General features: G+C 29.0%; 18 protein-coding genes, 2 pseudogenes and 1 other annotated feature. Of the genes and pseudogenes, 6 read left to right on the top strand and 14 right to left on the bottom strand.

Annotated elements, in window-relative coordinates; translation table 11 throughout:
- Positions 1-31 precede the first annotated feature (31 nt).
- A complete protein-coding gene (locus NBW53_RS09955; protein WP_250278081.1) occupies positions 32-1,468 on the top strand; it encodes a carbon starvation CstA family protein in 1,437 nt (478 codons plus the stop codon).
- A gap of 149 nt (positions 1,469-1,617) precedes the next feature.
- On the opposite strand, the gene NBW53_RS09950 is transcribed toward NBW53_RS09955, so the two are convergent.
- The 5 genes from NBW53_RS09950 to ileS form a co-directional block, all read right to left on the bottom strand.
- Positions 1,618-2,472: a transporter substrate-binding domain-containing protein gene (locus tag NBW53_RS09950; protein ID WP_250278080.1), complete on the bottom strand. Its 855-nt coding sequence runs from the start codon at positions 2,470-2,472 to the stop codon at positions 1,618-1,620.
- Between the two features lie 550 nt (positions 2,473-3,022).
- Entirely contained in the window at positions 3,023-4,294 is a 1,272-nt protein-coding gene (serS, locus tag NBW53_RS09945; RefSeq protein WP_250278079.1) for a serine--tRNA ligase, read from the bottom strand.
- A gap of 411 nt (positions 4,295-4,705) precedes the next feature.
- The gene (locus tag NBW53_RS09940) at positions 4,706-7,582 is read right to left on the bottom strand and encodes a YfhO family protein (RefSeq protein ID WP_250278078.1); all 2,877 of its coding nucleotides are present in this window, start codon (positions 7,580-7,582) and stop codon (positions 4,706-4,708) included.
- A gap of 81 nt (positions 7,583-7,663) precedes the next feature.
- Positions 7,664-8,068: a GtrA family protein gene (locus NBW53_RS09935; protein WP_250278077.1), complete on the bottom strand. Its 405-nt coding sequence runs from the start codon at positions 8,066-8,068 to the stop codon at positions 7,664-7,666.
- Between the two features lie 96 nt (positions 8,069-8,164).
- Entirely contained in the window at positions 8,165-11,299 is a 3,135-nt protein-coding gene (gene ileS / locus NBW53_RS09930) for an isoleucine--tRNA ligase (protein WP_250278076.1), read from the bottom strand.
- A gap of 94 nt (positions 11,300-11,393) precedes the next feature.
- Positions 11,394-11,611 (bottom strand) — a binding site (T-box leader).
- A gap of 122 nt (positions 11,612-11,733) precedes the next feature.
- Here ileS and NBW53_RS09925 point away from each other — a divergent pair.
- The 5 genes and pseudogenes from NBW53_RS09925 (at position 11,734) to tnpA (NBW53_RS09905) (ending at position 18,242) form a co-directional block, all read left to right on the top strand.
- Positions 11,734-12,213 carry a hypothetical protein gene (locus NBW53_RS09925; protein ID WP_250278075.1) on the top strand — a complete coding sequence of 160 codons (480 nt, stop codon included), beginning with the start codon at positions 11,734-11,736 and terminating at the stop codon, positions 12,211-12,213.
- 314 nt (positions 12,214-12,527) lie between these two features.
- Positions 12,528-13,271 (top strand): hypothetical protein, encoded by a 744-nt coding sequence (locus NBW53_RS09920; RefSeq protein WP_250278074.1) that lies wholly within the window; start codon positions 12,528-12,530, stop codon positions 13,269-13,271.
- Positions 13,272-13,418: 147 nt separating this feature from the next.
- Positions 13,419-16,943, top strand: coding sequence for a leucine-rich repeat domain-containing protein (locus tag NBW53_RS09915; protein ID WP_250278073.1), 3,525 nt, complete (start codon positions 13,419-13,421; stop codon positions 16,941-16,943).
- Positions 16,944-17,146: 203 nt separating this feature from the next.
- Positions 17,147-17,612 (top strand): annotated as a pseudogene (gene tnpA / locus NBW53_RS09910) (IS200/IS605 family transposase).
- 238 nt (positions 17,613-17,850) lie between these two features.
- Positions 17,851-18,242, top strand: a pseudogene (tnpA, locus tag NBW53_RS09905) (IS200/IS605 family transposase).
- A 362-nt stretch (positions 18,243-18,604) separates the two neighbouring features.
- Here the strand turns inward: tnpA (NBW53_RS09905) and atpC are convergent.
- The 9 genes from atpC to NBW53_RS09860 all read right to left on the bottom strand — a co-directional run bounded on the left by atpC (position 18,605) and on the right by NBW53_RS09860 (position 25,522).
- A complete protein-coding gene (gene atpC / locus NBW53_RS09900) occupies positions 18,605-19,018 on the bottom strand; it encodes an ATP synthase F1 subunit epsilon (RefSeq protein ID WP_250278072.1) in 414 nt (137 codons plus the stop codon).
- 8 nt (positions 19,019-19,026) lie between these two features.
- The gene (gene atpD / locus NBW53_RS09895; RefSeq protein ID WP_250278071.1) at positions 19,027-20,418 is read right to left on the bottom strand and encodes a F0F1 ATP synthase subunit beta; all 1,392 of its coding nucleotides are present in this window, start codon (positions 20,416-20,418) and stop codon (positions 19,027-19,029) included.
- A gap of 17 nt (positions 20,419-20,435) precedes the next feature.
- Positions 20,436-21,299, bottom strand: a complete 864-nt coding sequence (gene atpG, locus NBW53_RS09890) for an ATP synthase F1 subunit gamma (protein ID WP_250278070.1) — start codon at positions 21,297-21,299, stop codon at positions 20,436-20,438.
- A gap of 15 nt (positions 21,300-21,314) precedes the next feature.
- A complete protein-coding gene (atpA, locus tag NBW53_RS09885) occupies positions 21,315-22,820 on the bottom strand; it encodes a F0F1 ATP synthase subunit alpha (protein ID WP_250278069.1) in 1,506 nt (501 codons plus the stop codon).
- 17 nt (positions 22,821-22,837) lie between these two features.
- The gene (locus NBW53_RS09880) at positions 22,838-23,377 is read right to left on the bottom strand and encodes a F0F1 ATP synthase subunit delta (protein ID WP_250278068.1); all 540 of its coding nucleotides are present in this window, start codon (positions 23,375-23,377) and stop codon (positions 22,838-22,840) included.
- A complete protein-coding gene (atpF, locus tag NBW53_RS09875) occupies positions 23,365-23,883 on the bottom strand; it encodes a F0F1 ATP synthase subunit B (RefSeq protein WP_250278067.1) in 519 nt (172 codons plus the stop codon). The genes NBW53_RS09880 and atpF overlap by 13 nt, the downstream gene beginning before the upstream one ends.
- A 55-nt stretch (positions 23,884-23,938) precedes the next feature.
- Positions 23,939-24,196, bottom strand: coding sequence for an ATP synthase F0 subunit C (gene atpE, locus NBW53_RS09870; RefSeq protein ID WP_250278066.1), 258 nt, complete (start codon positions 24,194-24,196; stop codon positions 23,939-23,941).
- An 86-nt stretch (positions 24,197-24,282) separates the two neighbouring features.
- A complete protein-coding gene (atpB, locus tag NBW53_RS09865; RefSeq protein ID WP_250278065.1) occupies positions 24,283-24,975 on the bottom strand; it encodes a F0F1 ATP synthase subunit A in 693 nt (230 codons plus the stop codon).
- Between the two features lie 172 nt (positions 24,976-25,147).
- Positions 25,148-25,522: an ATP synthase subunit I gene (locus tag NBW53_RS09860; RefSeq protein WP_250278064.1), complete on the bottom strand. Its 375-nt coding sequence runs from the start codon at positions 25,520-25,522 to the stop codon at positions 25,148-25,150.
- Positions 25,523-25,531 lie beyond the last annotated feature (9 nt).

The following is a 25,531-nucleotide window of genomic DNA, read 5'->3' as shown; positions in this document are numbered from 1 at the left end:
ATATTAACGTCTTTATAAGGAGGAGCAATATATGATTACTTTTTTAGTATGTTTAGCTATATTAATTGGCGGATATTTCATATACGGTAGTTATGTATACAAGCAAGCAGGTTTAGATGAAAATCAAGCAACACCTGCTACAATTATGGAAGATGGTATAGACTATATACCAATGCCATTACATAAAGTTTTATTAATCCAGTTTTTAAATATTGCTGGTACAGGGCCTATATTTGGAGCTATATTAGGTGCTTGTTTTGGACCAATAGCATTTTTATGGATAACATTTGGTACAATATTTGCTGGTGCAGTACACGACTTTATGTCTGGTGTAATATCTATGAAGCATAATGGGATATCTGTTTCTGAAATAGTAGGTATATATTTAGGCGAAACTATGAAAAATATTATGCGTGTTTTTTCAGTTATCTTATTAATATTAGTAGGAACAGTGTTTGTTATATCTCCAGCAGGGCTATTATCAAACCTTACAGGGTTAGATAAAACTTTATTAGTTGGTATAATAATAGTTTATTATATTTTAGCAACAGTTTTACCAGTAGATAAAATTATAGGAAAAATTTATCCAGTGTTTGGGATATGTCTTATTTTAATGGCTGTATTTTTATGTGGTGGTATGTTTATTAATCATTTTAAAGGTACAGACCCAATGATAGAAATTAATAGCCAAACATTTGCTACAAATTTACATCCAGATGGATTAAATGTATTTCCATTTTTATTTGTTACAATAGCTTGTGGAGCATTATCAGGTTTTCATGCTACACAATCTCCAATGATGGCTCGTTGTGTAAAAAATAATAAAGAAACTAAAGCAGTTTTTTTTGGAGCAATGGTTGTTGAAGGTATTGTAGCTTTAATTTGGTGTGCTGTTACTATTTCATTTTTGGGTAGCCCAGAGGGAGTAGCACAAGCATTAAATAGCTATAATGGGGCAGCAGGTGTTGTAAACTTTTTATCAAAAGAGCTTTTAGGTACATTTGGTGCTATTTTAGCCGTTTTAGGTGTTGTTGCTTGTCCTATAACATCTGGTGATACGGCCTTTAGAAGCGCTAGACTTACAATAGCAGATGCTTTTAAAATAAACCAAAAAAGTATATCAAAAAGATTTCTTATAGCAATACCTTTATTTATTGTTTGTATTTTCCTAACAACAGTTAACTTTGATATTATTTGGAGATATTTTGCTTGGTCAAATCAAACATTAGCAACTATATTCTTATGGACAGTAGGTGTATATCTTTATAAAAATAATAAAAATTATTTTATAGCTATTTTACCTGCTACATTAATGTCTTATGTTTGTATTTCATATATAATGCAAGCAAAAGAAGGTCTTAAATTACCTCCAAATATATCAAATATAGTAGGTATAATTTTTGCAATATGTTTATTTGCATTTTTTATGATAAGAAAATCTTCTATAAAAAAAGAAGATAAAGCTTAAACTTTTAAAATGTTAAAATTTTCCCCAAATTAAAAATATTAACATTTTAATTTTGAAATATCATTATTTTATTAGACGTTATATAAAATATCCTTAATAAATTACAAAATAAAAGCCCTATTTTTTAGGGCTTTTATTAATTTTAATTATTATTCTATCATACTATTTACAATTTCATTAGCTTCTATAACATATTTATCTAAACTTTTTTCTTCTTTTAATCTATTTATAGTTAAGTTTACTTGGTCAACAAGGCTTTTGTTACCTTTTTTTATTGCAATAGCACACCCGCCAGTTTCGTCTATAACTTTTGCATCAGATAAAGCAAGCTCTGGATATTGCTTAATATATCCTTCAGCTACAGGAAACTCTACAATAGCTGCATCTATATTACCAGCTTTAAGTTCTAAAATAATATTTGGCAATTTAACTAATGACATTATTTTAGAATTAGATAATTGCTCTAAAGCAATTTTTTCTTGAACAGACCCTTTTTGAACACCAATTTTTTTACCAGCTAAACTTTCTAATGTGTTTAAAGTATCTTTATTTTCAGATGAAACCATAATACCTTGTTCTGCAAGATAATATATATCTGAAAAATCTACAGCTTTAACTCTATTTTCATCTGGTGTCATACCCGCCATAACCATATCGGCTTTGTTAGCATTTAACGATACTAAAAGGCCATTAAAATCTAGTTCTAATATACGTAAGTTTACACCAATATCTTTTGCTATTTCTTCTGCTATTGCTATGTCAAATCCCACAAGTTTTTCTTTCCCATTTTCTACTATTTTAAATTCATAAGGTGGATAATCTGGAGATGTAGCAACTATAAGCTCACCTCTTTCTTTAATTTTAGCTATATAATCATTTTCATCTACTTTTTCTTGTTGTGTTTCAGAAGATAGCTCAGAAGTATTATTACTTTCAGGTTTATCACAAGCTACTAATGTTAATGCTAATGTTATAGACATAACTATAGAAATTAATTTTTTCATATTTATTCACTCCTAAAAAATATTTTACTAAATTATACTATAAATTATACTATAAAAATTTAAAAAATCAATAGATTTAATTAATAAATATAAAGCATAGTGTATATTAATAAATATATAAAATATTTTAGAGTAATTTTTTATTTTTATACTTTGTATAAAAATTCTAATTATAGAATGAGACTTTGTTTTAGATTGTGTAGAAATTTAGATTTTTAGACGGGTTAGTCCTTGTATGAAGAAATTGGTATTTTTTCATACAAGTATCATAAAATATTTTTTGAAAGATTGTAGACAACTTCTATAACCTAAAATAGCCAACTTAAATATTAAGTTAGCTTATACTGTAAACAAAATAGAAATAATACAAAAAATTAGAGAGTATGATAACGAAGAGTACTCATCTTTAATTACATATGTAGCTTTGCCACGTATACGTAAAGATAGGTTTTTAGGGGCTTTTAGCCCCTTGTACAAGAAAATATTGTTTTTTGAAAGGTTGTAGACTTTGTCTACAACCTTATATCTAACATATTTTTTTATTAATAAATTATCCTATTTTATTAATACCACCCATATATGGTACTAAAACTTCTGGGATAATAACGCTACCGTCTTCTTGTTGGAAGTTTTCTAATATAGCAGATACAGTTCTACCAACAGCAAGCCCACTACCGTTTAATGTGTGTACTAATGTTGCTTTATCTTTAATGTTGTCTTTAAATTTTATGTTAGCACGTCTAGCTTGATAGTCTTCAAAGTTAGAACAGCTAGATATTTCTACATATCTGTTATAACTTGGTAACCATACTTCTATATCATAAGTCATAGCAGAGCTAAAGCCTAAATCACCACCACAAAGTCTTACAACTCTATAAGGAAGGTTTAAAAGTTTTAATATATTTTCAGCATCATTTGTAAGTTTTTCAAGCTCTTCATAAGATTTTTCTGGTCTAGTAAATTTAACAAGCTCAACTTTATTAAATTGATGTTGGCGGATAAGCCCTCTTGTATCACGACCAGCAGAACCAGCTTCTGCTCTAAAACAAGCAGTGAATGCACAGTGGCTAATAGTTAAATTGTTACCGTCTAATATTTCTTCTCTATAAAGGTTAGTAACAGGAACTTCTGCCGTAGGAACAAGATAATAACCATTGTTAGATACTTTAAACATATCTTCTTCAAATTTTGGTAACTGACCAGTACCATACATACTGCCTTTATTAACCATTTGAGGTGGCATAATCTCTACATATCCGTGTTTTTCTATATGTGTGTCTAACATAAAGTTTATTAAAGCTCTTTCAAGTCTAGCTCCAAGACCTTTATATACTGTAAATCTAGCACCAGATATTTTAGCTGCACGTCCAAAATCTAAAATATCGTGTTGTTCTCCTAAGTTCCAGTGAGGTTTTGGTTCAAAATCAAATTTTCTAGGTTCGCCCCATTTTCTAATTTCTTCATTTTCTGTATCATCTACACCACAAGGTACTTTTTCGTTAGGTGTGTTAGGTATGCTATATAAAAGAGTTTGGATTTCTTCATCTACTTCTCTTACTTCATTGTCTAATACTTTAATTTTATCAGATAATTCTTTCATTTCGGCCATAAGCTCTGTTGTGTCTTTGCCTTCTTTTTTTAGTATAGGTACTTGCTTAGATGTAGTATTTTGTTTGTTTTTAAGTTCTTCTACTTGTTGTAAAAGGTTTCTTCTTTTTTCATCTAGTGTTAAAAAAATTTCTAAATCATATTCTTTGCCTCTTTTTGCTAAGGCTTTTTTAACTCCTTCAAAATCTTCTCTAATTCTTTTAATATCTAACATAGCAATATCTCCTTTACTTTATTTTGTATCTATCTATACTTTAATATATAGTATTAAAGCTAAAATATTAGGCTATATATAATTTTTGCAAAATAATATATAAATATGCAAAAAAAGCCCGTCCCTAAAGAAAGGGACGAGCTTTAAAAAACCCGCGTTGCCACCCAAATTGCTATAAAAATAGCCTCTCGTTTAAGCTATAAAGGGCTAACCCTTATGATTTAATCACCATAAGCTTTAAAAGTGGAACTCTATAATAAAATATTAATTTACACCAACCATTAACTCTCTAAAAATTTATCCATAGATTAGCTTTCATTCATATACAAAAGTATAAACGCCGATACATATTTAATTTTTTATATTATAACAAATAAATTTTTAAAATGCAACTATTTTTTTAAAAATTTATTAAAAATTTTTATTTTTAAATTTTTTGTCAATAAAAGCATATATTATAATGCCAATTATGGATATAATAGTTAAAATTAATCCAAGGTTAAACCCTTTAACGTGATATTTAAATGATATTTGATGTTCTCCTTCTTTAACTGGAATAGCTATAATACCGTTGTTACCAACAGGTATTAATTCAGTTTTTTCACCGTCTACAAAGGCAGAAAAACCTTCATCATAAGGAATAGATGTAAACATAATACCGTCTTTTTTAGCTGTTATAGTACCATTTAAAGATGTACTGTCATAGTCTGTTACAGTTAACATTTCATCAGATAATTCATTATATATATTATTAAAAATATCATTATCAAAACAAGCAGCATACACTCTAAAATTACCTGTTTTAGAATAAGTTGTTTCATACGAACCTTTTCTATCAAGAGAAAATTCTATGTCTACAAAGTCGCCTTCTTGTAAAAGACCAAGGTCTATAAGGCTTCTACCAGTAGAAATTTCTCTATCTGAGGTATGTCCATTTACTGTATATTTAAATCTTTTAGAATTTGTAGACTCTACATATAAAAATATTCGTTGTGTTTTAGGAATATATGCTCTAGCATATACAGTAGGTATCAAATCAAGGTTTGTTTCATCATGTAATGTGTAAGAGTAGGACTGTTTTTCATCTTTTAAAGTTATATCAACATTTTCTGCTCTAAAATGTTCTACAGGAAACTCTGTTAAAAGCTCATCTTTTATATCTGTTGCATTATATACAAACTCATTTTGAGTAATAAAAGGTGTTTCTTGGTTAGTTTCCCAATCTTTTATAGTGTCGTTTACCATAAATCCAACAGATAAAGGTGTTTTATTTTTATATAGATATACATTGTCAAATTGTTGTATAAGTTCATAATTTGGATTAAATATTTCATTGTCTTTAGCCATAATATATTTTATGTTAAACATAGAATCTATTAGAGGCGTTGGGTCATAATATCTATAAGAGTTACCTGTTGCGGCAATACCTAAATTTTCTAAAAGCTTAGATGTATCTCCATAGGCTAAAGATGAAAATTGAGAAAATCCATTATAGTGATACATTGTAGATTCATTTATAGCCGTAAACCTAGAAAACTCTTGTCTAAAAAACTTATTTTCATCATTATCGGTATTTTTTATATATTCTAATATATCATCTGTTGCTTTTATATATTGTATATAATTTTCTTGACTAGTAGTACCGCTATGGAAAAATCCATTTGTACAGTTAAACAAACTTTCGCCAGATACAATAAGTAATAACATTGATAAAATAACTGTTAATTGGTATTTAAAGTTAAATTTATATATAGTATTTTTAAGTAATAAACCGCATAAAATGATTATACCAAAAGATAGTAAAGTTAAAATATAAAAACTAATGTTTAAGCTTTTGCCCTCTGAAGAATTTATTATGTTATATGCTAATCCTCCAATAAATAATCCCATACATATTACAGTAAATATAGAAGAAAAGACAATAGAGAATGAGTTTAAATGTTTATTACTAATATTTTCTTCATAATAACTTTTTTTATAGTATAATATTGCAACCATATATAAAACTAATAATATAACATTAGCAATAATGTCTGATGTAGATAAGGCCTTTGATATATCATCTACTACGTTTATTAAATAATATTCACTTATAAGCATATAAATAATATAAAATGGTATAGAAATATAAATAACTAAAGGTTTTATACCTTTTACATTTATTAAAGATTTATAAGCAAGTGTTAAAATTATAAATGAATATATAAAAGTATATCTATGTGGTAAATTGGCAGGAAAATGCATACCGTGTATTATAAAGTCTAGTTGTTTAAAAATAGAACAAGCTAACATAAATAGTATTAATATAGCAAAAGATATACGTTCTTTAAGCTTTATTTCTTTATTAAAAAAGTAGGTAGGTATTAAAACCATTGTTAAAACACCACTATAAAGGTTTGGTAAATCTTCATTTCTAGCTAAAACAACAGGTCTTGCTCCAGAAAAGTGGTTTGTTATTATTTGATAAACATTTTGATACATTTCAAACGAAGGAAAAGATGTATCAGAAGTTTGTGTTCTGCCAAGTGCAACTACTGTTGGTATAGCTAAAGACATAGTTGTACCACCGGCTAATAAAGATAAAATACCAAATTTTATAATTCTATTTATTATAATATTAAAATCTTTTATGCTATATTCTGAAAAGACTTTTATTAAAAAATAAATAGTAGCAAATACGCATACTAAAAATGCTATATAAAAATTTACTATAATACAAAATATAAGGCTAATAAGATAAGTTTTATATGAGCCATCTTTAACAAGCCTATCTATACCAAGGGCTACAAGTGGAAAAAGATAAATAGAATCTAACCACATTATGTTCCAATAAAAGCTAGTTATAAAGGCCATAAACCCATACATAATAGCGAATATGGTAATTAAAATGCTTTCTTTTTTAAATGTATGTTTTAAATAATAGCTAAAACAAAAAGTACATAAAACTATTTTTATAAACACAAAAAATAAAATAGCTTCAGATATATATTGGCTAGGGAAAAATAATATAAAAATACTAATAGGGCTAGCTGTATAATATGCTATTTGGCTTAAAAATTCTTTACCAAGCCCACCTTGCCAAGAATAAAAAAGACTATCACCTGTTAGGAGCTTTTGTCTAAGCTCTTCATGAAAGGGTGCATATTGATGATAAAGGTCTACTTTTAATATGCTATTTTCTCCAAAAGGATAAAAACCACAAAAAGCATAAGTTATAAGAACAATAATAGCAGAAATTAATGTTGCTAAAAAAATGTAATTATTATTTTTAACTGTTTGTTTAATCATATAGTTTCCTTTCGTAATAAATATTTTTATATTAAATTTACTATATTATACCATTTTTATAAAATAGTTTAAATAAAAATTTTAAGATTTAAAAATAAAAATTTTACTAAAAAAATAGTTTGCTATAACAACAAATACATTAACAAGTATTTTAGATAAAAGCTCTTGTATATTTAAAATATCTACCATTATAACCATAAATACAATAGATAATAACAAAGATACAAATCTAAGTGAAAAAAAATAAAACATTTCTTTTAAAATATTTTGGCTATTTTTATAAGAAAAAACAAACAACTTATTTGTTATATATGCAAACAAAACAGCAAGCAACCACGCTAAACAAGTAGATAAAACATAGTGTATATTTAATTTATAGTTTGATACATAAAAAACAACTGTATCTACTAAGGTAGTCAAAACTCCAAAGATTAAATATAATAAAATTTCTTTAGTAAATAATTTTTTTAATATAGATTTAAACATAAAAAATCTCCATTTCAATTATAAAGGCTAAAGAGGAAAATCTTTAGCCTTTATATATTATATTAAATACTATTTTTAATAGCTATAAGGTATTTGTTAGTTGTTTTTTACAACAGTTAAGACAACTTGTTCACCATTAATGTTCCACTCTTTAGTGTAACCGTCGTTAGACTGGTTTAAAATATCTGTAGCTAAAACATCATCTTTTATTTGTTCTATATTTTTAGATATAATGTTTGCTATTTTATCATTGTTAGAATAATAAACAGTTATTTTGTCTAACACTTCAAATTCGGCTTCTTTTCTCATAGTTTGTATTTTACTTATTATTTCTCTAACAAAGCCTTCTTCTATAAGTTCTTCTGTAAGGTTTGTATCTAAAACAATAGTAACATTTTTATCACTTTCAGAAACATAGCCGTCTTTTTGAGCAGTTTCTATTAAAACATCTTCTTCTGCAAGCTCTATACTTTCGCCATCTATGTCAAATTTTATTAAGCCATTTTGTTTAAGCTCAGACATAAGCTTAATACCGTCATTTTCTTTTAAATAGTTACCGATAGATGGTACAAGTTTACCATATTTTTTACCAAGTGTTCTAAGTTGAGGTTTAAAGTTGTAGCTAGTAAATGCAGATAAATCGTCTTTAAATTCTACATTTTTAATGTTAAGCTCTTCTTTTATAATGTCTATAAACATATTATCTAGCTTATTATTAGCTTTAACAAACATATTACCAACTGGTTGTCTGTTTTTAATATTAGCAGTATTTCTGCTAGCACGACCTGCAACTACGATAGATAAAACACTGTCCATATCTTCTTCTAGCTTTTTATCTATAAGTTTTTCGTCATAAGTTGGGAAGTCGCAAAGGTGTACGCTTTGTGGAGCATCTTTAGACACTTTGCAAACAAGGTTTTGATAAATACTTTCTGCTATAAATGGTGTAAATGGAGCTGAAAGTTTTGTTACAGTAACTAAAACTGTGTATAAAGTCATATAAGCATTAACTTTGTCTTGTGGCATATCTTTGCCCCAAAAACGTTCTCTTGAGCGTCTTACATACCAGTTGCTAAGCTCGTCTACAAATTCAGACATAGCTCTAGAAGTTTCAGTAAGCTTGTAGTTTTGTAAACCTTCATCTACAAATTTAACTAAAGAGTTAAGTTTTGATAATATCCATTTATCCATTGCAGATAGTTTATCATATTCTAATGAATAGTTGTTAGGGTCAAAATTATCAATGTTTGCATATAAAACAAAGAAAGCATAAGTGTTCCATAAAGTACCCATAAATTTTCTTTGGCCTTCGTTTACGGCTTCTTCGTAAAATCTGTTAGGTAACCAAGGGGAACTATTTGTATAAAAATACCATCTAACTGCGTCGGCACCTTGTTTGTCTAAAACAGTCCAAGGGTCTACTACATTTCCTGTGTGTTTACTCATTTTTTTACCGTCTTTATCTTGAACGTGGCCTAAAACTATAACATTTTTATATGGTGCTTTATCAAATAATAAAGTAGATATAGCCATAAGAGTGTAGAACCAACCTCTAGTTTGGTCTATTGCCTCAGATATAAAGTCGGCAGGGAAATTTTCATCAAATATTTCTTTATTTTCAAATGGATAATGCCATTGAGCAAAAGGCATACAACCAGAATCAAACCAACAGTCGATAACTTCTGTTACACGTGTCATTTTGCCATTACATTTTGGACAATCAAGGTGAACATTGTCTATATAAGGCTTGTGAAGTTCAATATCATCAGGACAATCAGAAGACATTGCCTTTAATTGTTCTATGCTACCAATAGCTTCTCTGTGTCCACAGCTACATTCCCAAATAGGAAGAGGTGTACCCCAGTAACGTTCTCTAGATAAGCCCCAGTCTATAACATTTTCTAAAAAGTTACCAAAACGTCCTTGTTTAATGTTATCAGGCATCCAGTTTACAGTGTTGTTGTTTTTAACAAGCATATCACGTACTTTTGTCATAGCTATAAACCACGTATCTCTAGCGTAGTATAATAAAGGGGTATCACATCTCCAACAGAAAGGATAGCTATGTTCATAGTTTTCTGCTTTTAAAAGTTTGTTTTCTTGTTTTAATTTTTTAATTATATCTTCGTCGGCATCTTTAACAAAAACACCAGCCCAATCTGTAACTTCTGGTAAAAATTTACCTTCTTCATTTACAAGCTGAACAAAAGGTAAATTGTTATCTTTACCTACACGAGCATCATCTTCACCAAATGCAGGAGCACAATGTACAATACCAGTACCATCTGTAAGAGTAACATAAGAATCGCACACTACATAATAAGCTTTTTTATCTTTTACTATATTTTTAGCATAGTCAAAAAGAGGTTCATATTCGAGACCTTTAAGCTCGCTACCTTTGCATTTTTCTAATACTGTAGGTTTTTCTTCTTCTCCAAAAACTTTAGATACTAAAGCATCTGCTAAAATATATTTTTCATTGTTTAATTCTACTTTAACATAGTCTTCATCGGCATTAACAGTAAGAGCTACGTTTGAAGGTAAAGTCCAAGGAGTAGTAGTCCAAGCTAATAAAAATTCGTTAGTTGTGCCTTTTACTAAAAATTTTGCATAGGCAGATTTGTCTTTAACATCTTTATATCCTTGAGCAACTTCGTGGCTAGATAAAGATGTACCACAACGTGGACAATAAGGTACTATTTTATGACCTTTATATAACAAACCTTTGTCCCAAATTTGTTTTAAAGCCCACCAAACAGATTCTATATAAGAATTGTGATAAGTAACATAAGGATTGTCCATATCAGCCCAAAACCCAACTCTATCACTCATTTTTTTCCAAAGACTTTCGTAAGTAAATACACTATCTTTACATTGTTTTATAAAAGGTTCTACACCATAGTTTTCTATTTGTGGTTTACCACTTATTCCAAGTTTTTTTTCTATTTCAAGCTCAACTGGTAGCCCGTGTGTGTCCCAACCAGCTTTTCTAAGCACTTTATAGCCTTTCATAGTTTTATAGCGAGGTATAATATCTTTTACAACACGTGTTAATATATGTCCTATATGAGGTTTACCATTAGCTGTTGGAGGACCATCAAAAAATGTAAAAACTTCGCCTTCTTTTCTACTTTCTATACTTTTTTCAAAAATTTTATTTTCTTTCCAAAAATCTAAAATTTCTTTTTCTCTTTCAACAAAGTTTAAATTTGTCAAAACCTTATCGTACATAAGTTAACCTCCTAAAAATATATTTTAACTACCTTAAAAGTAGTTGTTTTAGTATTAAATGTAATTAGTAATAATATAAAAAAGCCCTGCCAAAAGACAGGACGTAATAAACGCGGTACCACCTGATTTGGTAACAAAAGTTACCCTCTCTAAACCCTGTAACGTAGGGGATACGTTAAAGCCTACTAAGAAAAATCTTTTCGGTTTACTGCTAAAAGGTGATTTTCAGTATATGTCTATTGGCTAGGCTCACACCATCTCTAGCTCGCTAAACTAAGAATATATACCTACTGTCCTTATCAAAGCATTTAATATATTATACTAATTTTATTATACCTTTTAAAAATAGATTTGTAAAGGGTAAAATATTGATATAATATATTTTATGTGTTAATATTAAAATATATACTATATTTTAAGAAGGAGTTTTACTTTTGAAAGAATTAGAGGAAATATACAATAAATTAAATAATTTAAATTATATATTAGATAGAAAAATAGAGCTATTAAATTTAATACTAAATATAACGAAAAATCAAGAAATTGTTTTTAAAAATAATGATAATAACGATACAAATAGTTTTATAAACATTTCATTAGATGAAAAGCAAAAATTTATAGATGAAATTATAAATATAGATAATATGTTTTTAGACATATTTGAAAGTTTTAATGGCAATCTTAATCAAAATAAACAAATTTTTAAAGAAGATATAAAAATATTAAAAAATAAAATCGAAAAAATAACAGAAATAGATTTTAAAATACGTTTACAAGAAGAAAAAAATAGTAAAATTTATAAAAATATTAATGATTTTAGGAATATTAATTTAAATACTGATAAAGTTAAAACATTAAAAGTATCTAAAAATGAATTATTAAAAAAGTACACTAATAACAACAGAAAAAAATAATAAATTGTATATAAGCTAAAGCTAATAGTTGTTATATTTATTTATAATAATATTTTATATATATTGACTAAAATTGCTAAAAATGTTAAAATAAAGCTAGAAATTAGTAAAGGAGGAATAATTAATATATAAATAGTAATATGCGTATAAACAATTCAAAAATAAGGCTTTTTAATCATTGTTTTACTGGCAGCACTTAATATTGTTTTACGCTAAGCCTAAAGAGTTATATTTTTTAAGGGGTTTGTTGTCGAAATCGGCATTTAAACTAAAAAAATGTGTTTTATTGTATTTTACTAAGGAGGAGATTAGTAATGAAAAGAAATATTAAATTTAATGGATTATTATCTAAAGTTTTATTTGGCGCAATAGTGGTATCTACAGTATCAATACCACAAAGTTTAATTTTTGCAAGTCAACCAGTAACTAAAGACCTTCAGTACATTGACAAAAAATACGAAAACATTAATTACAATGATAATGACTCATTTATTAATTTTAACCCATATGAAGGAGCAAATTATCCAGTAGGTAAACAAATGAATGAGTACTATTTATCAGGTAGATATAAAGAAAATATGGACACTTTAGAGCAAAGACCAGTAGAAGACGATTTTAAAATTGAAGTAGCTAAGCTTAATGAAAAAAGTGACGCTACAGAAAGTACAGAGTATGCTGTAGGTAAACAAATGAATGAGTACTATTTATCAGGTAGATATAAAGAAAATATGGACGTTATGGAGCAAAGACCAATACTAGATCTTAAAATCGAATTACCTAAACCTGAAGATAAAGTTAAAGAAGAAGCAAATTATCCAGTAGGTAAACAAATGAATGAGTATTATTTATCAGGTAGATATAAAGAAAATATGGATACTTTAGAACAAAGACCAGTAGAAGACGATTTTAAAATCGAATTAGCTAAAGCTAAAGAAGAAGCAAATTATCCAGTAGGTAAACAAATGAATGAATATTATTTATCAGGTAGATATAAAGAAAATATGGATACTTTAGAACAAAGACCAGTAGAAGACGATTTTAAAATCCAAATAAATTAATATTTAATATTGTTTTATGCTATTAAAGAGTTATATTTTTTATGTTTTGAGGTGTTTTATTGTTGCATATAACTTATTTATTAACAAATATGATTTATGTTAAGACAGAAAACATTTATTAAGGGGGAGATTAAAATAAAAAGTAAGGTGAAATTTAACAGATTTTTATCTGGATTTTTGTCTACGGCTATATTATTATCTACAGTAGCGGTACCACAAAATTTAATTTTAGCAAGTCAAATAGAAAAAGATCTTCAATATATAGACGAATATACATGGCCATCAGATGAAAATATAAATGATGAAAATTCATTTATCAATTATAATCCATATGAAACTGGAGATACATCTAATAATGAAACTGGTGTTCCAGATGGTGTTGAAGTAAGCGTTGAAGTTGACATGTATGAAGATGGTGAGTTAGTATCAAAGGAAATATACGGAAGTAATTCTTCAACTTCAGGATTACCAGAAGTAAGTGTAGAAGTTGAAGAATTTGATAATAATGAACCAATTCCAGATGGAGAAAAATATGGAGATTACTCAACAACTCCAGATTATTCTTGGGCTTTAGGTAAAGACAATACCAAAGGATCAGTAGATCAAACAAAAGGTAATGATTTACTTGATGAAGAAATTTCATTTGGTGGTGGAATAAAGTTCCCAAACAAAGGTGATAACCAAAATGAAATTTGTAAAGGTGATAACCACACTCCTGAAAGTATTTTAGAGTGCTTAATAATAGAAAGTGGAGTTATTAAAGGTATTAAATGTGCCCCTAAAAATATAGGTGAACTTAAATTACCAAGAGTTATTCAAGGACAAGAAATAACAGCAATATCTGATTATGTTTTTGAAGATAGAGGTGTTACAAAGTTAGTATTTGAAGAAAATAGTGCAATAGAATATATAGGAAAAGGTACATTTAAAAACAACCCTATTAAAGAAATAACATTTCCATCAAGTTTAAAATATATAGGTGCAGAGGCATTTTATGGTTGTAAACAATTAACATATTTAAATATGCCTAGTGTAACACATATATATGAAAAAGCATTTTATGAATGTACTGCTTTAGAAAATGTAAATATGCCTAATGTTTTAAACATAGGAGAATCTGCATTTTATAACTGTATTAATTTAACAACAGTAGATACGTATAATGTAATTAACATTGAAAATTCTGCTTTTGGTTTTTGTAAAAAATTAGAAAAAATAGATATGCCTTATGCAAAGTCTATTGGTTATAATGCATTTTTTGCTTGTGCTAATTTAAAACAGGTAAATCTTCCTAGAGTTGAGGTTGTAGAAAATCGTGCTTTTAGAGAATGTAGTTCTTTAATAGAAATTGATTTACCATCTGCAACAAAAATAGGTGATGAAGCTTTTTATGCTTGCTATAATTTAAAAGAATTTAATATGCCTAAAGTAACATCTATACCAGATCATGCTTTTGCATATTGTACTGGTTTAGAAAGTTTATATTTACCTAAAATAACAGATATAGGTAATTCTGCATTTTATGGTTGTACTAATTTAAAAAAGGTAAGTGTATCAAATACAAAAGTTATAGGACCTTATGCTTTTTCTAAATGTACTGCATTAGTAGATATAGATATGCCAGTAGTTGAAGAGATTAAATATCTTGCTTTTTCTGAATGTACAGATTTAAGAGAAGTATTTATTCCAAGTGCAACAAAAACAATAGAAGATGGTGTATTTTCTAATACAACTTCATTAAAAGCTATATATGTAAATCAATATAGAAAAAATGGAGTTGTTCCAAAGGGTCAAGACCCAAAAGTACCAGTATATTATTTAGATGATACTGGTTTAATAAAATATTCAATCGAAAGAAAAGATGCTGATAGATTTAATATAAAAGTAACTTTTGATGGTCTTGGAAAAAGATTGAAATTTATATCTGCAACAGATCAACCTATAGAAACAGGTATTTTAGATACTATAGCTCAAAGAGAATATAAGTATACTATAAATAATTTAGATAAACTTTCAAATAAAGTATATACTTTTGAAGGACATGTAAATGTATATAATCATGAAAATAAAGATTATGATTATAAAATATTTACAGAATATACTAATATAAAAGGTTTTGTAAATTATTTAGATCCTGAAACTAAAGAACATCTTTCAGATATAGATGTTGATTTAAAACAATATAAAAAAGATGAAAAAGTAACTATTACAAAACAAGAACCAAAAGGTAAAGGTAAGTTTTTAGGTTGGAGCTTATATCCAAATAGTAATATAATAATTAATTCAGATAATATTACTATGACTAGTGGTAACTTAAATTTATATCCTGTATTTGAAGAAGAATCTGAACAATCAAAATATGCTACTTTAACATTAAATTATGGTTATCCTTATAATTATGATTATAAACAAGTTAAAAAGTTAGAAAAGTATAAAGAGGTAGAATTACCTACTCCAAAGAATGATTGTAAATTAGTAAAAGGTGGATATGAATTTTTAGGTTGGTTTACTGAAGGTGGTACTAAACCTTTAAAAAGTGTATATATGTATGATGATGTAACTGTATATGCTAAATGGGAAGAAATAAAAAAACCTGAAGGTGGAACAGATTCAAGCACTGAAAGTACAACAAATGGAAATAATGGAAACACTGGTAACGGTGGCACTGAGCCAGGAACTCCAGAAAATCCAGGAGGAACTGAAAATGGTAACGGTGAAACTGTAAAACCAGAAAATCCAGGAAATGGAACTGATGGTGGAAATAATCCAGGTGGAAATGGTAACAATGGTAGCACTGAAAATGGTGGTAACAATAAACCAGTAGCACCTGAAGGTGGAGATAATAATGGTTCAACTGGAACTCCAAGTAATCCAAATGGTGGGAATAACGGAAACAGTGGAAACAATAATGGAAGTGGAAGCGGTTCAAACAATGGTGGATCAACTGTAACTCCAGAAAATCCAAATGGTGGTACTGGAAATGGTGGAAACGGCAACGGTTCTAACAGTGGAAGCTCTAATGGTGGATCAACTACTACAACACCAGATAGCAATACAGATTCAAATAACAATAACATTATAGACAACAACAATGGTGCTAATATAGGAACTAATGTTGGAGGTAATACTACTGATGTAGGAACTAATGGTGGTGCTACAAATACAGGTACTTCTAATATTATATCAAGTGTTGACAATAGTAATGTAGTAGTTAACAATAATCCAATTAGCCTTGTTGAAAGTGTAGATAGCAATGAAGTAAATAATCGTAATAATTTAGTTGCTAACAGTAATGCTAATAATACTGGTATAGCTAATTTAGGTGGAAATAGATTTTCAACTATAGCTAATGGTAGATTAGCAGCTACAACACCAGTAGCTCCTATAAATGGAGATTTAGCAAGATTAGAAGCAGTAAATGTAGATACAGTTAATGATACTGTGGTAGGTGGTTTAGATAAAACAGAAAATAAACCAGCAGATAATCAAAATGTATCTAATAGAAGAGAAACAGAAAAACCTGCATTCGGTTTTGCTGAAAAAGGTGGTATGAGTTTACTTATTGTATTACTTGCATTCTTAATGTTACTTGTTGTAGCATATATCATCAAAAAACAAATAATAGATAAAGAAAAACAAAATAAAGAAGAAGAAGATGCATCTTTATTATAATAAACTCTATTATTAGTATTTGATTATAAATTTTAATCCGAAGGATAAAAATCCTTCGGATTTTTTTATTGTTGCCGAATAGGCTTGATTAAACCACCAGCTATGCTGGTGGTAGGTAAAAACTCTTATAGAAAAGTAAAAACCTCCTATGATAGAATATAATTGGTCTGGGAACCAAAAATAAAATAATAGGAGGTTTTGTCATGAAAGACATAAATAGTTTATCACATTCTAAATGGAGATGCAAATATCATATAGTATTTGCACTAAAATATAGGAGACAAGAAATATATGGAAAGATAAAAGGAGATATAGGAAAAATATTAAGAATGTTGTGTGAAAGGAAAGGGGTTAAAATAATAGAGGCAGAAGTTTGTAAAGACTATATACATATGTTAGTAGAAATACCACCACATTTAAGTGTATAACAATTTATGGGATATTTAAAAAGTAAAAGTAGCTTAATGATATTTGATAGGAACGCAAACTTAAAGTATAAATATGGGAATAGGGAATTTTTGGTGTAGAGGATATTATGTAGATACAGTAGGTAGAAATCAAAATGCAATAAAAGAATACATAAAAAATCAATTAGAAGAAGATATAGTAAATGACCAAATAAGTTTAAAAGAATATATAGACCCATTTATGGGTAGCCAGAGTAAGTAGGCCAAAAAATAGTAGTGTAATTGTCAGACCATTCAGTGCCTCTTTAGAGGCTTACAACAAGAAAAAAGCCCTTATAGGGCTTGAGTAAACCACCAGTTTAACTGGTGGTTTATGTATACAAAAAAATAATCTCCTGTTATAAAATATATATGAGTTTATCAATTATATAAAAATAAAGGAGGTATTTAAAATTAATACTAATAGTTTAAAACATACAAACTAGAATTATAAATATCATATAATATTTGCCCTAAAATATAGGGTACAAGTAATATATAAAAAAATAAAAGAAGACATAGGAAAAATTTTAAGAAAATTATGTGAACAAAAAGGAGTAGAAATAATAGAAGCAAAAGAGTGCAAAGACCATATACATATATTAGTAAGTATACCATAAAAATTAAGCATTTCAAGTTTTATGGTATATTTAAAAGGGAAAAGTAGTATTTATTTAATAGACACGTAAATTTAAAATATAAATTTTTGGTGTAAAGGTTATTATGTAGAAGAAATAAAAAGGTAATAAAAGAATATATAAGAAATTAGTTACAAGAAGATATAAAAACAGACCAAATGACATTGAAAGAATATATTAACTCGTTTATGGGTGATAAAAATACCAAAGCATAAAAGATAAACTTGGTTGAGAAAAAAATGTCTATTTAATATGCTTTACATAAGCAAACATATATGGTTAGAGTAAGCTCTGTATATTGAGTATATTTTATATAATATAAACTTGTTTATAGAAGTTATTTATACTATATTAAGAGATTTTAAATATTTGTTATATAACTTTAAAAGCTTATAATATCATATATATAATATTTATTATAAAAATATATATACAATTTATAATTTTTTAGTAGTAATTTTCTATTTTTTATTTGTAAAATATTTTAATTATTTAGATTTTTTTATCACTAAAAATGGTAAACAATTAAAATAAAAAAGTTGTAGAATTTTTCTACAACTTTTTTATTAAGTATTATTTATTTTTTGCTACTAAGCCTTAAATTAGCACGTTTTAAAGCAAGCTCAGCTCTTAAAAAGTCTATATTAGCATCTTTGCTATTAAGTCTTTCTTCTGCTCTTCTTTTAGCGTCTTCTGCTCTTTTAACATCTATATCTTCTACCCATTCAGCAGAGTCTGTAAGGATAGTGATAACATCTGGTTGAACATCTACAAAGCCACCAAAAAGAGTAGATACAAGCTCATTTTCACCGTTTTTAATTTTTAAAAGCCCATAGCCAAGAGTTGTTGTAAGAGGTTGGTGTCCTTTTAATATACCCAAATCCCCATTTGCACCACGCATAATAACCATAGTTACGTCATCGTTATAAAGCTCCTTTGTAGGAGTAACTATACGCAAACGTATTTTTGCTTCTGCCATATTAGCAACCATTCCTTTCGCTAATTTTTAGCTCTTGCCACAACTTCCTCAATAGGACCAGCATTTAAGAAATAACTTTCTGGAATATCATCGTGTTTACCTTCAAGTATTTCTTTAAATCCACGAACAGTTTCAGCAACAGGAACATATTTACCGTCATAACCTGTAAATTTTTCTGCAACGAAGAAAGGTTGAGAAAGGAAACGTTGTATTTTTCTTGCTCTGTTAACAGTAAGTTTATCTTCTTCTGAAAGTTCGTCCATACCAAGGATAGAAATAATATCTTGTAATTCTTTATATCTTTGTAAGATAGATTGAACGTTTCTAGCTACTTCATAATGCTCTTGACCAACAATCATAGGGTCTAAGATACGAGAACCAGATTCAAGAGGGTCGATAGCAGGGTATATACCAAGCTCAACGATAGCTCTTGATAAAACAGTAGTTGCATCTAAGTGAGCAAATGTTGTAGCAGGAGCTGGGTCAGTTAAGTCGTCCGCAGGAACGTATACTGCTTGAACAGATGTAATAGAACCTGTTTTAGTAGAAGTAATACGTTCTTGTAATGTACCAACTTCTGTTGCAAGAGTTGGTTGGTAACCAACGGCACTAGGCATACGACCTAAAAGTGCAGAAACCTCAGAACCAGCTTGAACGAAACGGAAAATATTATCTACAAAGAGAAGAACGTCTTGATTTTCTCTATCTCTAAAATATTCTGCCATAGTAAGACCAGTAAGAGCAATTCTCATACGAGCTCCAGGTGGCTCATTCATCTGACCAAACACAAGGCTAGTTTTGTTAATAACGCCAGATTCTTGCATTTCATAGTAAAGGTCATTACCCTCACGAGTACGTTCACCAACACCAGCAAATACAGAGAAACCACCGTGTTCTGTTGCTATATTACGGATAAGCTCCATAATAAGAACTGTTTTACCAACACCAGCACCGCCAAAAAGACCGATTTTACCACCTTTAGAGTAAGGACAAAGAAGGTCAATGGCTTTGATACCAGTTTCTAAAAGCTCAGTAGCTGTTGCTTGTTCTGCAAAGCTAGGAGCACTTCTATGGATAGACCATTTTTCTTTAACATCAACATTGCCAGCTTCGTCAATAGGGTTACCAACAACGTTGAACATACGACCAAGAGTGCAAGAACCAACAGGTACAGATATAGGTGCTCCTGTATCTACTGCGTCCATACCTCTAACAAGCCCGTCAGTAGAGCTCATAGCGATACATTTAACAACGTCATCACCAAGGTGTTGAGCAACTTCTGCAACGATAGTTTCGCCGTTGTGCTCAATCTCTATGGCATTATATAACGCTGGCATGTTTTCGCTTGAAAATTTTATATCTAATACGGCACCGATAATTTGAATTATCTTACCTACATTTTTTTCAGCCAAAAGTTTCCACTCCTTTTCTAACTATAAATACCACTACCGCTAACAATTTCGGTAATTTCTTGTGTGATAGCACTTTGTCTTGCTCTGTTATAAACAAGGTTTAAAGAAGCTATCATTTCTTCAGCATTTTCAGTAGCAGAATCCATAGCAGTCATTCTAGCACCTAATTCACATACTGTAGATTCTACCATAGCACCAAATATAACGGTATTAACATATTTAGGAATAACGTATTCTAAAACAGATTCTTCGCTAGGCTCATATATAGTAAGAGCTGAAGCATTTTTTTCTGTTTGTTCTTCAGTTTTAAAATCATTTACATCTAATGGGAAAAGCTTAATAAGCTTAGGTTCACTAACAAGAGTAGAAACAAACTCTGTATAAGCTAAATAAACTTCATCTACTTCACCAGATGTAAACATATCTAGTGCCAAACGCCCAATTTGTAAAGCATCTTCATATGTTGGTTTTTCAGATATATTTGTAAAAGATTGTACAACATTAGCACGGCTTTTAAAATAATCTCTACTTTTGCTCCCAATAGCTATTACTTTATCTGTTTCTTTATTTTTAATAGTAGTCATAGCAAGCTTGTTAATGTTTGTATTATATCCACCACAAAGCCCTCTATCTCCTGTTACAACAATAACACCAGTAGATTTAACTTCTCTTTTATCAAGATAAGGGTGGCTTATATTACCAGAACCATTTACAATGTTTGCTATAACTTTTCTAGTTTCATTAAAGAACGGACGAGTATCTTCTAATCTAGTTTTAGCTTTATTAAGTTTGCTACTAGCTACAAGATACATAGCGTTAGTTATTTGCTGGGTGCTATTGACACTTTTAATTCTGCGTTTAATATCACGCATTGATGCCATTATATCACCTCTTTATTATTTAAATTCTTTTTTAAATGTTTCTAATGCTTCGATAAGTTGTTTTTCTACATCTTCAGACATTTCTTTTGTTTCTCTAATACTTGTAAAGATATTGTTGTATTTAGTTTCTACAAAATTAAAGAATTCTTTTTCAAAGTCTGCAATTCTGTCAAGTTCAACATCATCAAGATATTTTTTAGTAACAGCATATAAGATAACAACTTCTTTTTCAACCTCTAAAGTAGCATATTGAGGTTGTTTTAATATTTCAACTATTCTTTGTCCGTGGTTAAGACGTTCTAATGTATCTTTATCAAGGTCAGAACCAAACTGAGCAAAGCTTTCAAGCTCTCTATATTGAGCAAGTTCTATACGGATAGGACCTGCAATTTTTTTAATAGCCTTGATTTGTGCAGAACCACCAACCCTAGATACTGAAAGACCAGCATTGATAGCAGGACGTACACCAGAGTTGAAAAGCTCACTTTCAAGGAAAATTTGTCCATCTGTAATAGATATAACGTTTGTAGGTATATAAGCAGAAACGTCCCCTGCTTGAGTTTCGATAATAGGAAGAGCAGTTATAGAACCGCCGCCGTATTTTTCTTCAAGTCTAGCACTTCTTTCAAGAAGTCTTGAGTGAAGGTAGAATACGTCCCCAGGATAAGCCTCACGTCCTGGTGGTCTGTGAAGAAGAAGAGACATAGCACGGTAAGCAACAGCGTGTTTAGATAAATCATCATAAACAATAAGAACGTCTTTACCGTTTTCCATAAATTCTTCACCAATAGCAACACCAGTATAAGGTGCAAGGAATTGAAGTGGAGCTGGGTCAGATGCAGTTGCAGAAACAACTAAAGAATAATCCATAGCACCAGCTTCTTCAAGGCTTCTAACAATACGAGATACAGTAGAAGCTTTTTGGCCTATTGCTACATAGATACAGATAACATCTTTACCTTTTTGGTTAATTATAGTATCTATACAAATAGCAGTTTTACCAGTTTGTCTATCACCAATTACAAGCTCACGTTGTCCGCGACCGATAGGTACCATAGCATCAATAGCTTTAATACCAGTTTGTAAAGGTACATCAACAGATTTACGAGTAATAACACCAGGTGCTACTCTTTCAATAGGACGAGTATTAGTAGTGTTAATAGGGCCTTTTTCATCTATAGGTTGACCAATTGCATTAACAACACGACCAATCATAGCTTCGCCAACACCAACTTCGGCTACACGGCCTGTAAGTTTTACAGTGTCGCCTTCTTTAACTTGTTGGTCTGAGCCTAATAAAACTACCCCAATATTGTCTTCTTCAAGGTTTTGAGCCATACCTAACACGCCACTTTCAAACTCTAAAAGCTCACCACTCATAGCTTTTTCAAGTCCGTGTACTCTGGCGATACCGTCCCCAACCTGTATAACCGTACCAACATCAGATACATCTAATTTTGATGTATAACCTTTAATCTGTTCTTTAATAACAGAACTAATTTCTTCAGGTCTTAAGTTCATTAACGGGTTACACTCCTTTACTTAATTATTAATAAGACTTTTTTAATGTCTTCTAAGCTTTTTTTGATAGAATTATCTATAACTTTGCCGTCAACATTGATAAGTAAACCACCTATAAGCTCTGGTTTAACTTCTGTCTTAATTATAATTTCTTTATTTAAATTTTTAGATAAACTTTGTTTTATATTATTAACTTGTTCTTCACTAAGAGCTTTAGCAGATGATATATAAGCAGTAGTAATACCTTTATAGTCTCTAACAAGCTCTAAAAATGTTTCTAATATTTCCAGCATTTCAGTTTCTCTATTTTTATTAACAACAATAGATATAAGTCCTAAAATTTCTTCTGAAATATTATCTTTATAAATGTTTTGAAAAAGATTAAACTTTTCACTGCTAGATATTCTAGGGTGATTTAAAACAGCTAAAAAGTCTTTATCTGACTTAATAGAATTATATATTAATTCTACTTGATTATTAAATAAATCAACTTTATCTGTTTCTTTTGCTAATTCAAAAAGAGCAACTGCATATCTTTTAGAAATTAATTTTGCCATTTAACTTCCCCCAAATCTGCAATAACTTGTTCAACAAGCTTATTTTGTTCAGCTTCACTAATTTTTTCACTAATAAATTTACTAGCTACTAAAGAAGATACTTCTATAATTTGTAATCTAATTTCTTCTTTAGCTTTTTCTTGCTCTCTTTCTATATCAAGCATAGCTCTGTTTTTAATAGCTTCTGCCTCTTTTTTAGCTTCTTCTATTATTTGTGCCTCATTTTGTTTACCACGAGCACGAGCTTCTTCTAATATAGTAGCTTTTTCTTTTTCAATATCTTTAAGTTTAATTTCATATTCAGCTTTAAGACTATCAGCCTCAGCTAATTTGTTGTTTGCCTCATTTATATTATTTTCTATACGCTCTCTACGTTTTTGTAAAAAGTTTGTAACAGGCTTATATAAAAGAGTAGATAGTATAGTACATAATATACCAGTAGATATTAACTGTATAATAACAGAATAGAGAAGTTGACTGTCTAAAGTAAGTATATAGCTATCCAAGAAAATTTGCCCTCCTTTCATTTTTCCAACTATGTAGAAAAATTATTAAATGTTATTATTTACCGATAAATGGATTTGCAAATAATAATAAGAATGCTATAACAAGACCATAGATACCAGTTGTTTCTGCAACCGCAGCACCAACTAACATAGTAGACATAATAGTACCTTTAGCTTCTGGTTGACGTCCAACAGCTTCAGCAGCTTTACCAGCAGCAAAACCTTGACCAATACCTGCACCAATACCTGCAATCATAGCAGTACCTGCACCAATTGCAGAACAACCCATAATAAAAGCTTCATTAAATTCCATTTTAAAATCCTCCTAAAAATGTAATAATTTTTTGATTATAAATTATAAAAGTTTTATGATTATCTAAAGATAATCAAGTTTAGTGATTATTCACCAATTTTATCTTTTATAAATGTCATACTAAGTATAACAAAGATAAACGTTTGTAAAAATCCAGCAAACACGTCAAAATATGCGTGTAATATAGGTGTAATAGCACCAAAGCCTATTACTTGTAAAATAACATGACCTTGTTGAAGGGCAGAATTTATAAGCCCCATAATTATTGTTCCACCTAAAATATTACCAAACAAACGTAGGCTAAGAGATATAGGTGTAGCAATTTCACCTATAATATTAAGCGGTAACAACAATGGCATAGGCTCTAAAAAACCTTTAAAATAAGCTCCACCATTTACCTTCATACCCATAAAGTGAATTAAAGTAAATGTAGATAATGAAAGAGCAAGAGTTGTTCCAAGGTCTGCCGTTGGAGCTCTAAAAGACAATAACCCAATATAGTTAGATACTAAAATAAAACAAAAAACACCAAAAAACCAGTTTCCAAAATATTTATATTTTTCACCCATATTTTGAATTGTAAAGTTTTCCATTGTTTCTATAATAAGCTCAACTATATTTTGTAGCTTTGTTGTAGGAACATCAGTAAACTTGTTTATTTTAGCCCTAAGAATTAAAGCTACAATGGTGAGAACAACAATGATAATCCAAGTGTTCATCATAGTTTGAGTTATATTTACCCCACCTATTTGAGTTATGATTTTAGCACCAAAGTCCATATATTTACCTCCCTTCTCATATTTTTTAGACTGTTATTAACAGTAATTTTAGCTACCAAAAAGATAGCTAATTTATTTAAAATAAAGTATAAAAATATACTTTATTAAATAAACGTATTAAAATGTTCTTACAAGTATATATTATACACTTTTTTGTATAAACCAGTCAACATTAAATATTTGGTTTATTTTTACTTTTAAAGTTAACTATATATACAGAAGGAACTGTAAGAAGAATACCAATAATAACACCAACTATATTAAAATCTTTATAAACAGCTATTAAAAGCACAACAAATGTTAAAAAATATCTTAATGTATAGTGTATTCTTGTATAATTTATGGCTTTTTGTTCTGTCATTTCCATAGCCTTATTTAAAGTTTTCTCTAAAAGGATAAGCTTTAATATGGAAAATATTGTACCAAAAATAAGACCTATTAAAAATGATTTTATATCACTAACAATAAATGTACTAATACCAAATGTTATACAAAATAAAGCAATAGTAGTTATTATTATTTGCTTTGATGTGTTAGATATTTTCATTGTTTTTCT

Origin of the sequence: [Clostridium] colinum (genome assembly GCF_940677205.1) — a bacterium.
Classification (GTDB): domain Bacteria; phylum Bacillota; class Clostridia; order Lachnospirales; family CAG-274; genus Tyzzerella; species Tyzzerella colina.
Note: the sequence above shows the minus strand (reverse complement) of the source record. Positions and strands in the feature narration are given on the sequence as shown.

Excerpts from the sequence above, each read along its gene's own strand:
- NBW53_RS09955 (WP_250278081.1), top strand. The coding sequence starts at position 32 with ATGATTACTTTTTTAGTATGTTTAGCTATATTAATTGGCGGATATTTC.
- NBW53_RS09950 (WP_250278080.1), bottom strand. The coding sequence starts at position 2,472 with ATGAAAAAATTAATTTCTATAGTTATGTCTATAACATTAGCATTAACA.
- serS (WP_250278079.1), bottom strand. The coding sequence starts at position 4,294 with ATGTTAGATATTAAAAGAATTAGAGAAGATTTTGAAGGAGTTAAAAAA.
- NBW53_RS09940 (WP_250278078.1), bottom strand. The coding sequence starts at position 7,582 with ATGATTAAACAAACAGTTAAAAATAATAATTACATTTTTTTAGCAACA.
- NBW53_RS09935 (WP_250278077.1), bottom strand. The coding sequence starts at position 8,068 with ATGTTTAAATCTATATTAAAAAAATTATTTACTAAAGAAATTTTATTA.
- ileS (WP_250278076.1), bottom strand. The coding sequence starts at position 11,299 with ATGTACGATAAGGTTTTGACAAATTTAAACTTTGTTGAAAGAGAAAAA.
- NBW53_RS09920 (WP_250278074.1), top strand. The coding sequence starts at position 12,528 with ATGAAAAGAAATATTAAATTTAATGGATTATTATCTAAAGTTTTATTT.
- atpC (WP_250278072.1), bottom strand. The coding sequence starts at position 19,018 with ATGGTTGCTAATATGGCAGAAGCAAAAATACGTTTGCGTATAGTTACT.
- atpG (WP_250278070.1), bottom strand. The coding sequence starts at position 21,299 with ATGGCATCAATGCGTGATATTAAACGCAGAATTAAAAGTGTCAATAGC.
- atpA (WP_250278069.1), bottom strand. The coding sequence starts at position 22,820 with ATGAACTTAAGACCTGAAGAAATTAGTTCTGTTATTAAAGAACAGATT.
- NBW53_RS09880 (WP_250278068.1), bottom strand. The coding sequence starts at position 23,377 with ATGGCAAAATTAATTTCTAAAAGATATGCAGTTGCTCTTTTTGAATTA.
- atpE (WP_250278066.1), bottom strand. The coding sequence starts at position 24,196 with ATGGAATTTAATGAAGCTTTTATTATGGGTTGTTCTGCAATTGGTGCA.
- atpB (WP_250278065.1), bottom strand. The coding sequence starts at position 24,975 with ATGGACTTTGGTGCTAAAATCATAACTCAAATAGGTGGGGTAAATATA.
- NBW53_RS09860 (WP_250278064.1), bottom strand. The coding sequence starts at position 25,522 with ATGAAAATATCTAACACATCAAAGCAAATAATAATAACTACTATTGCT.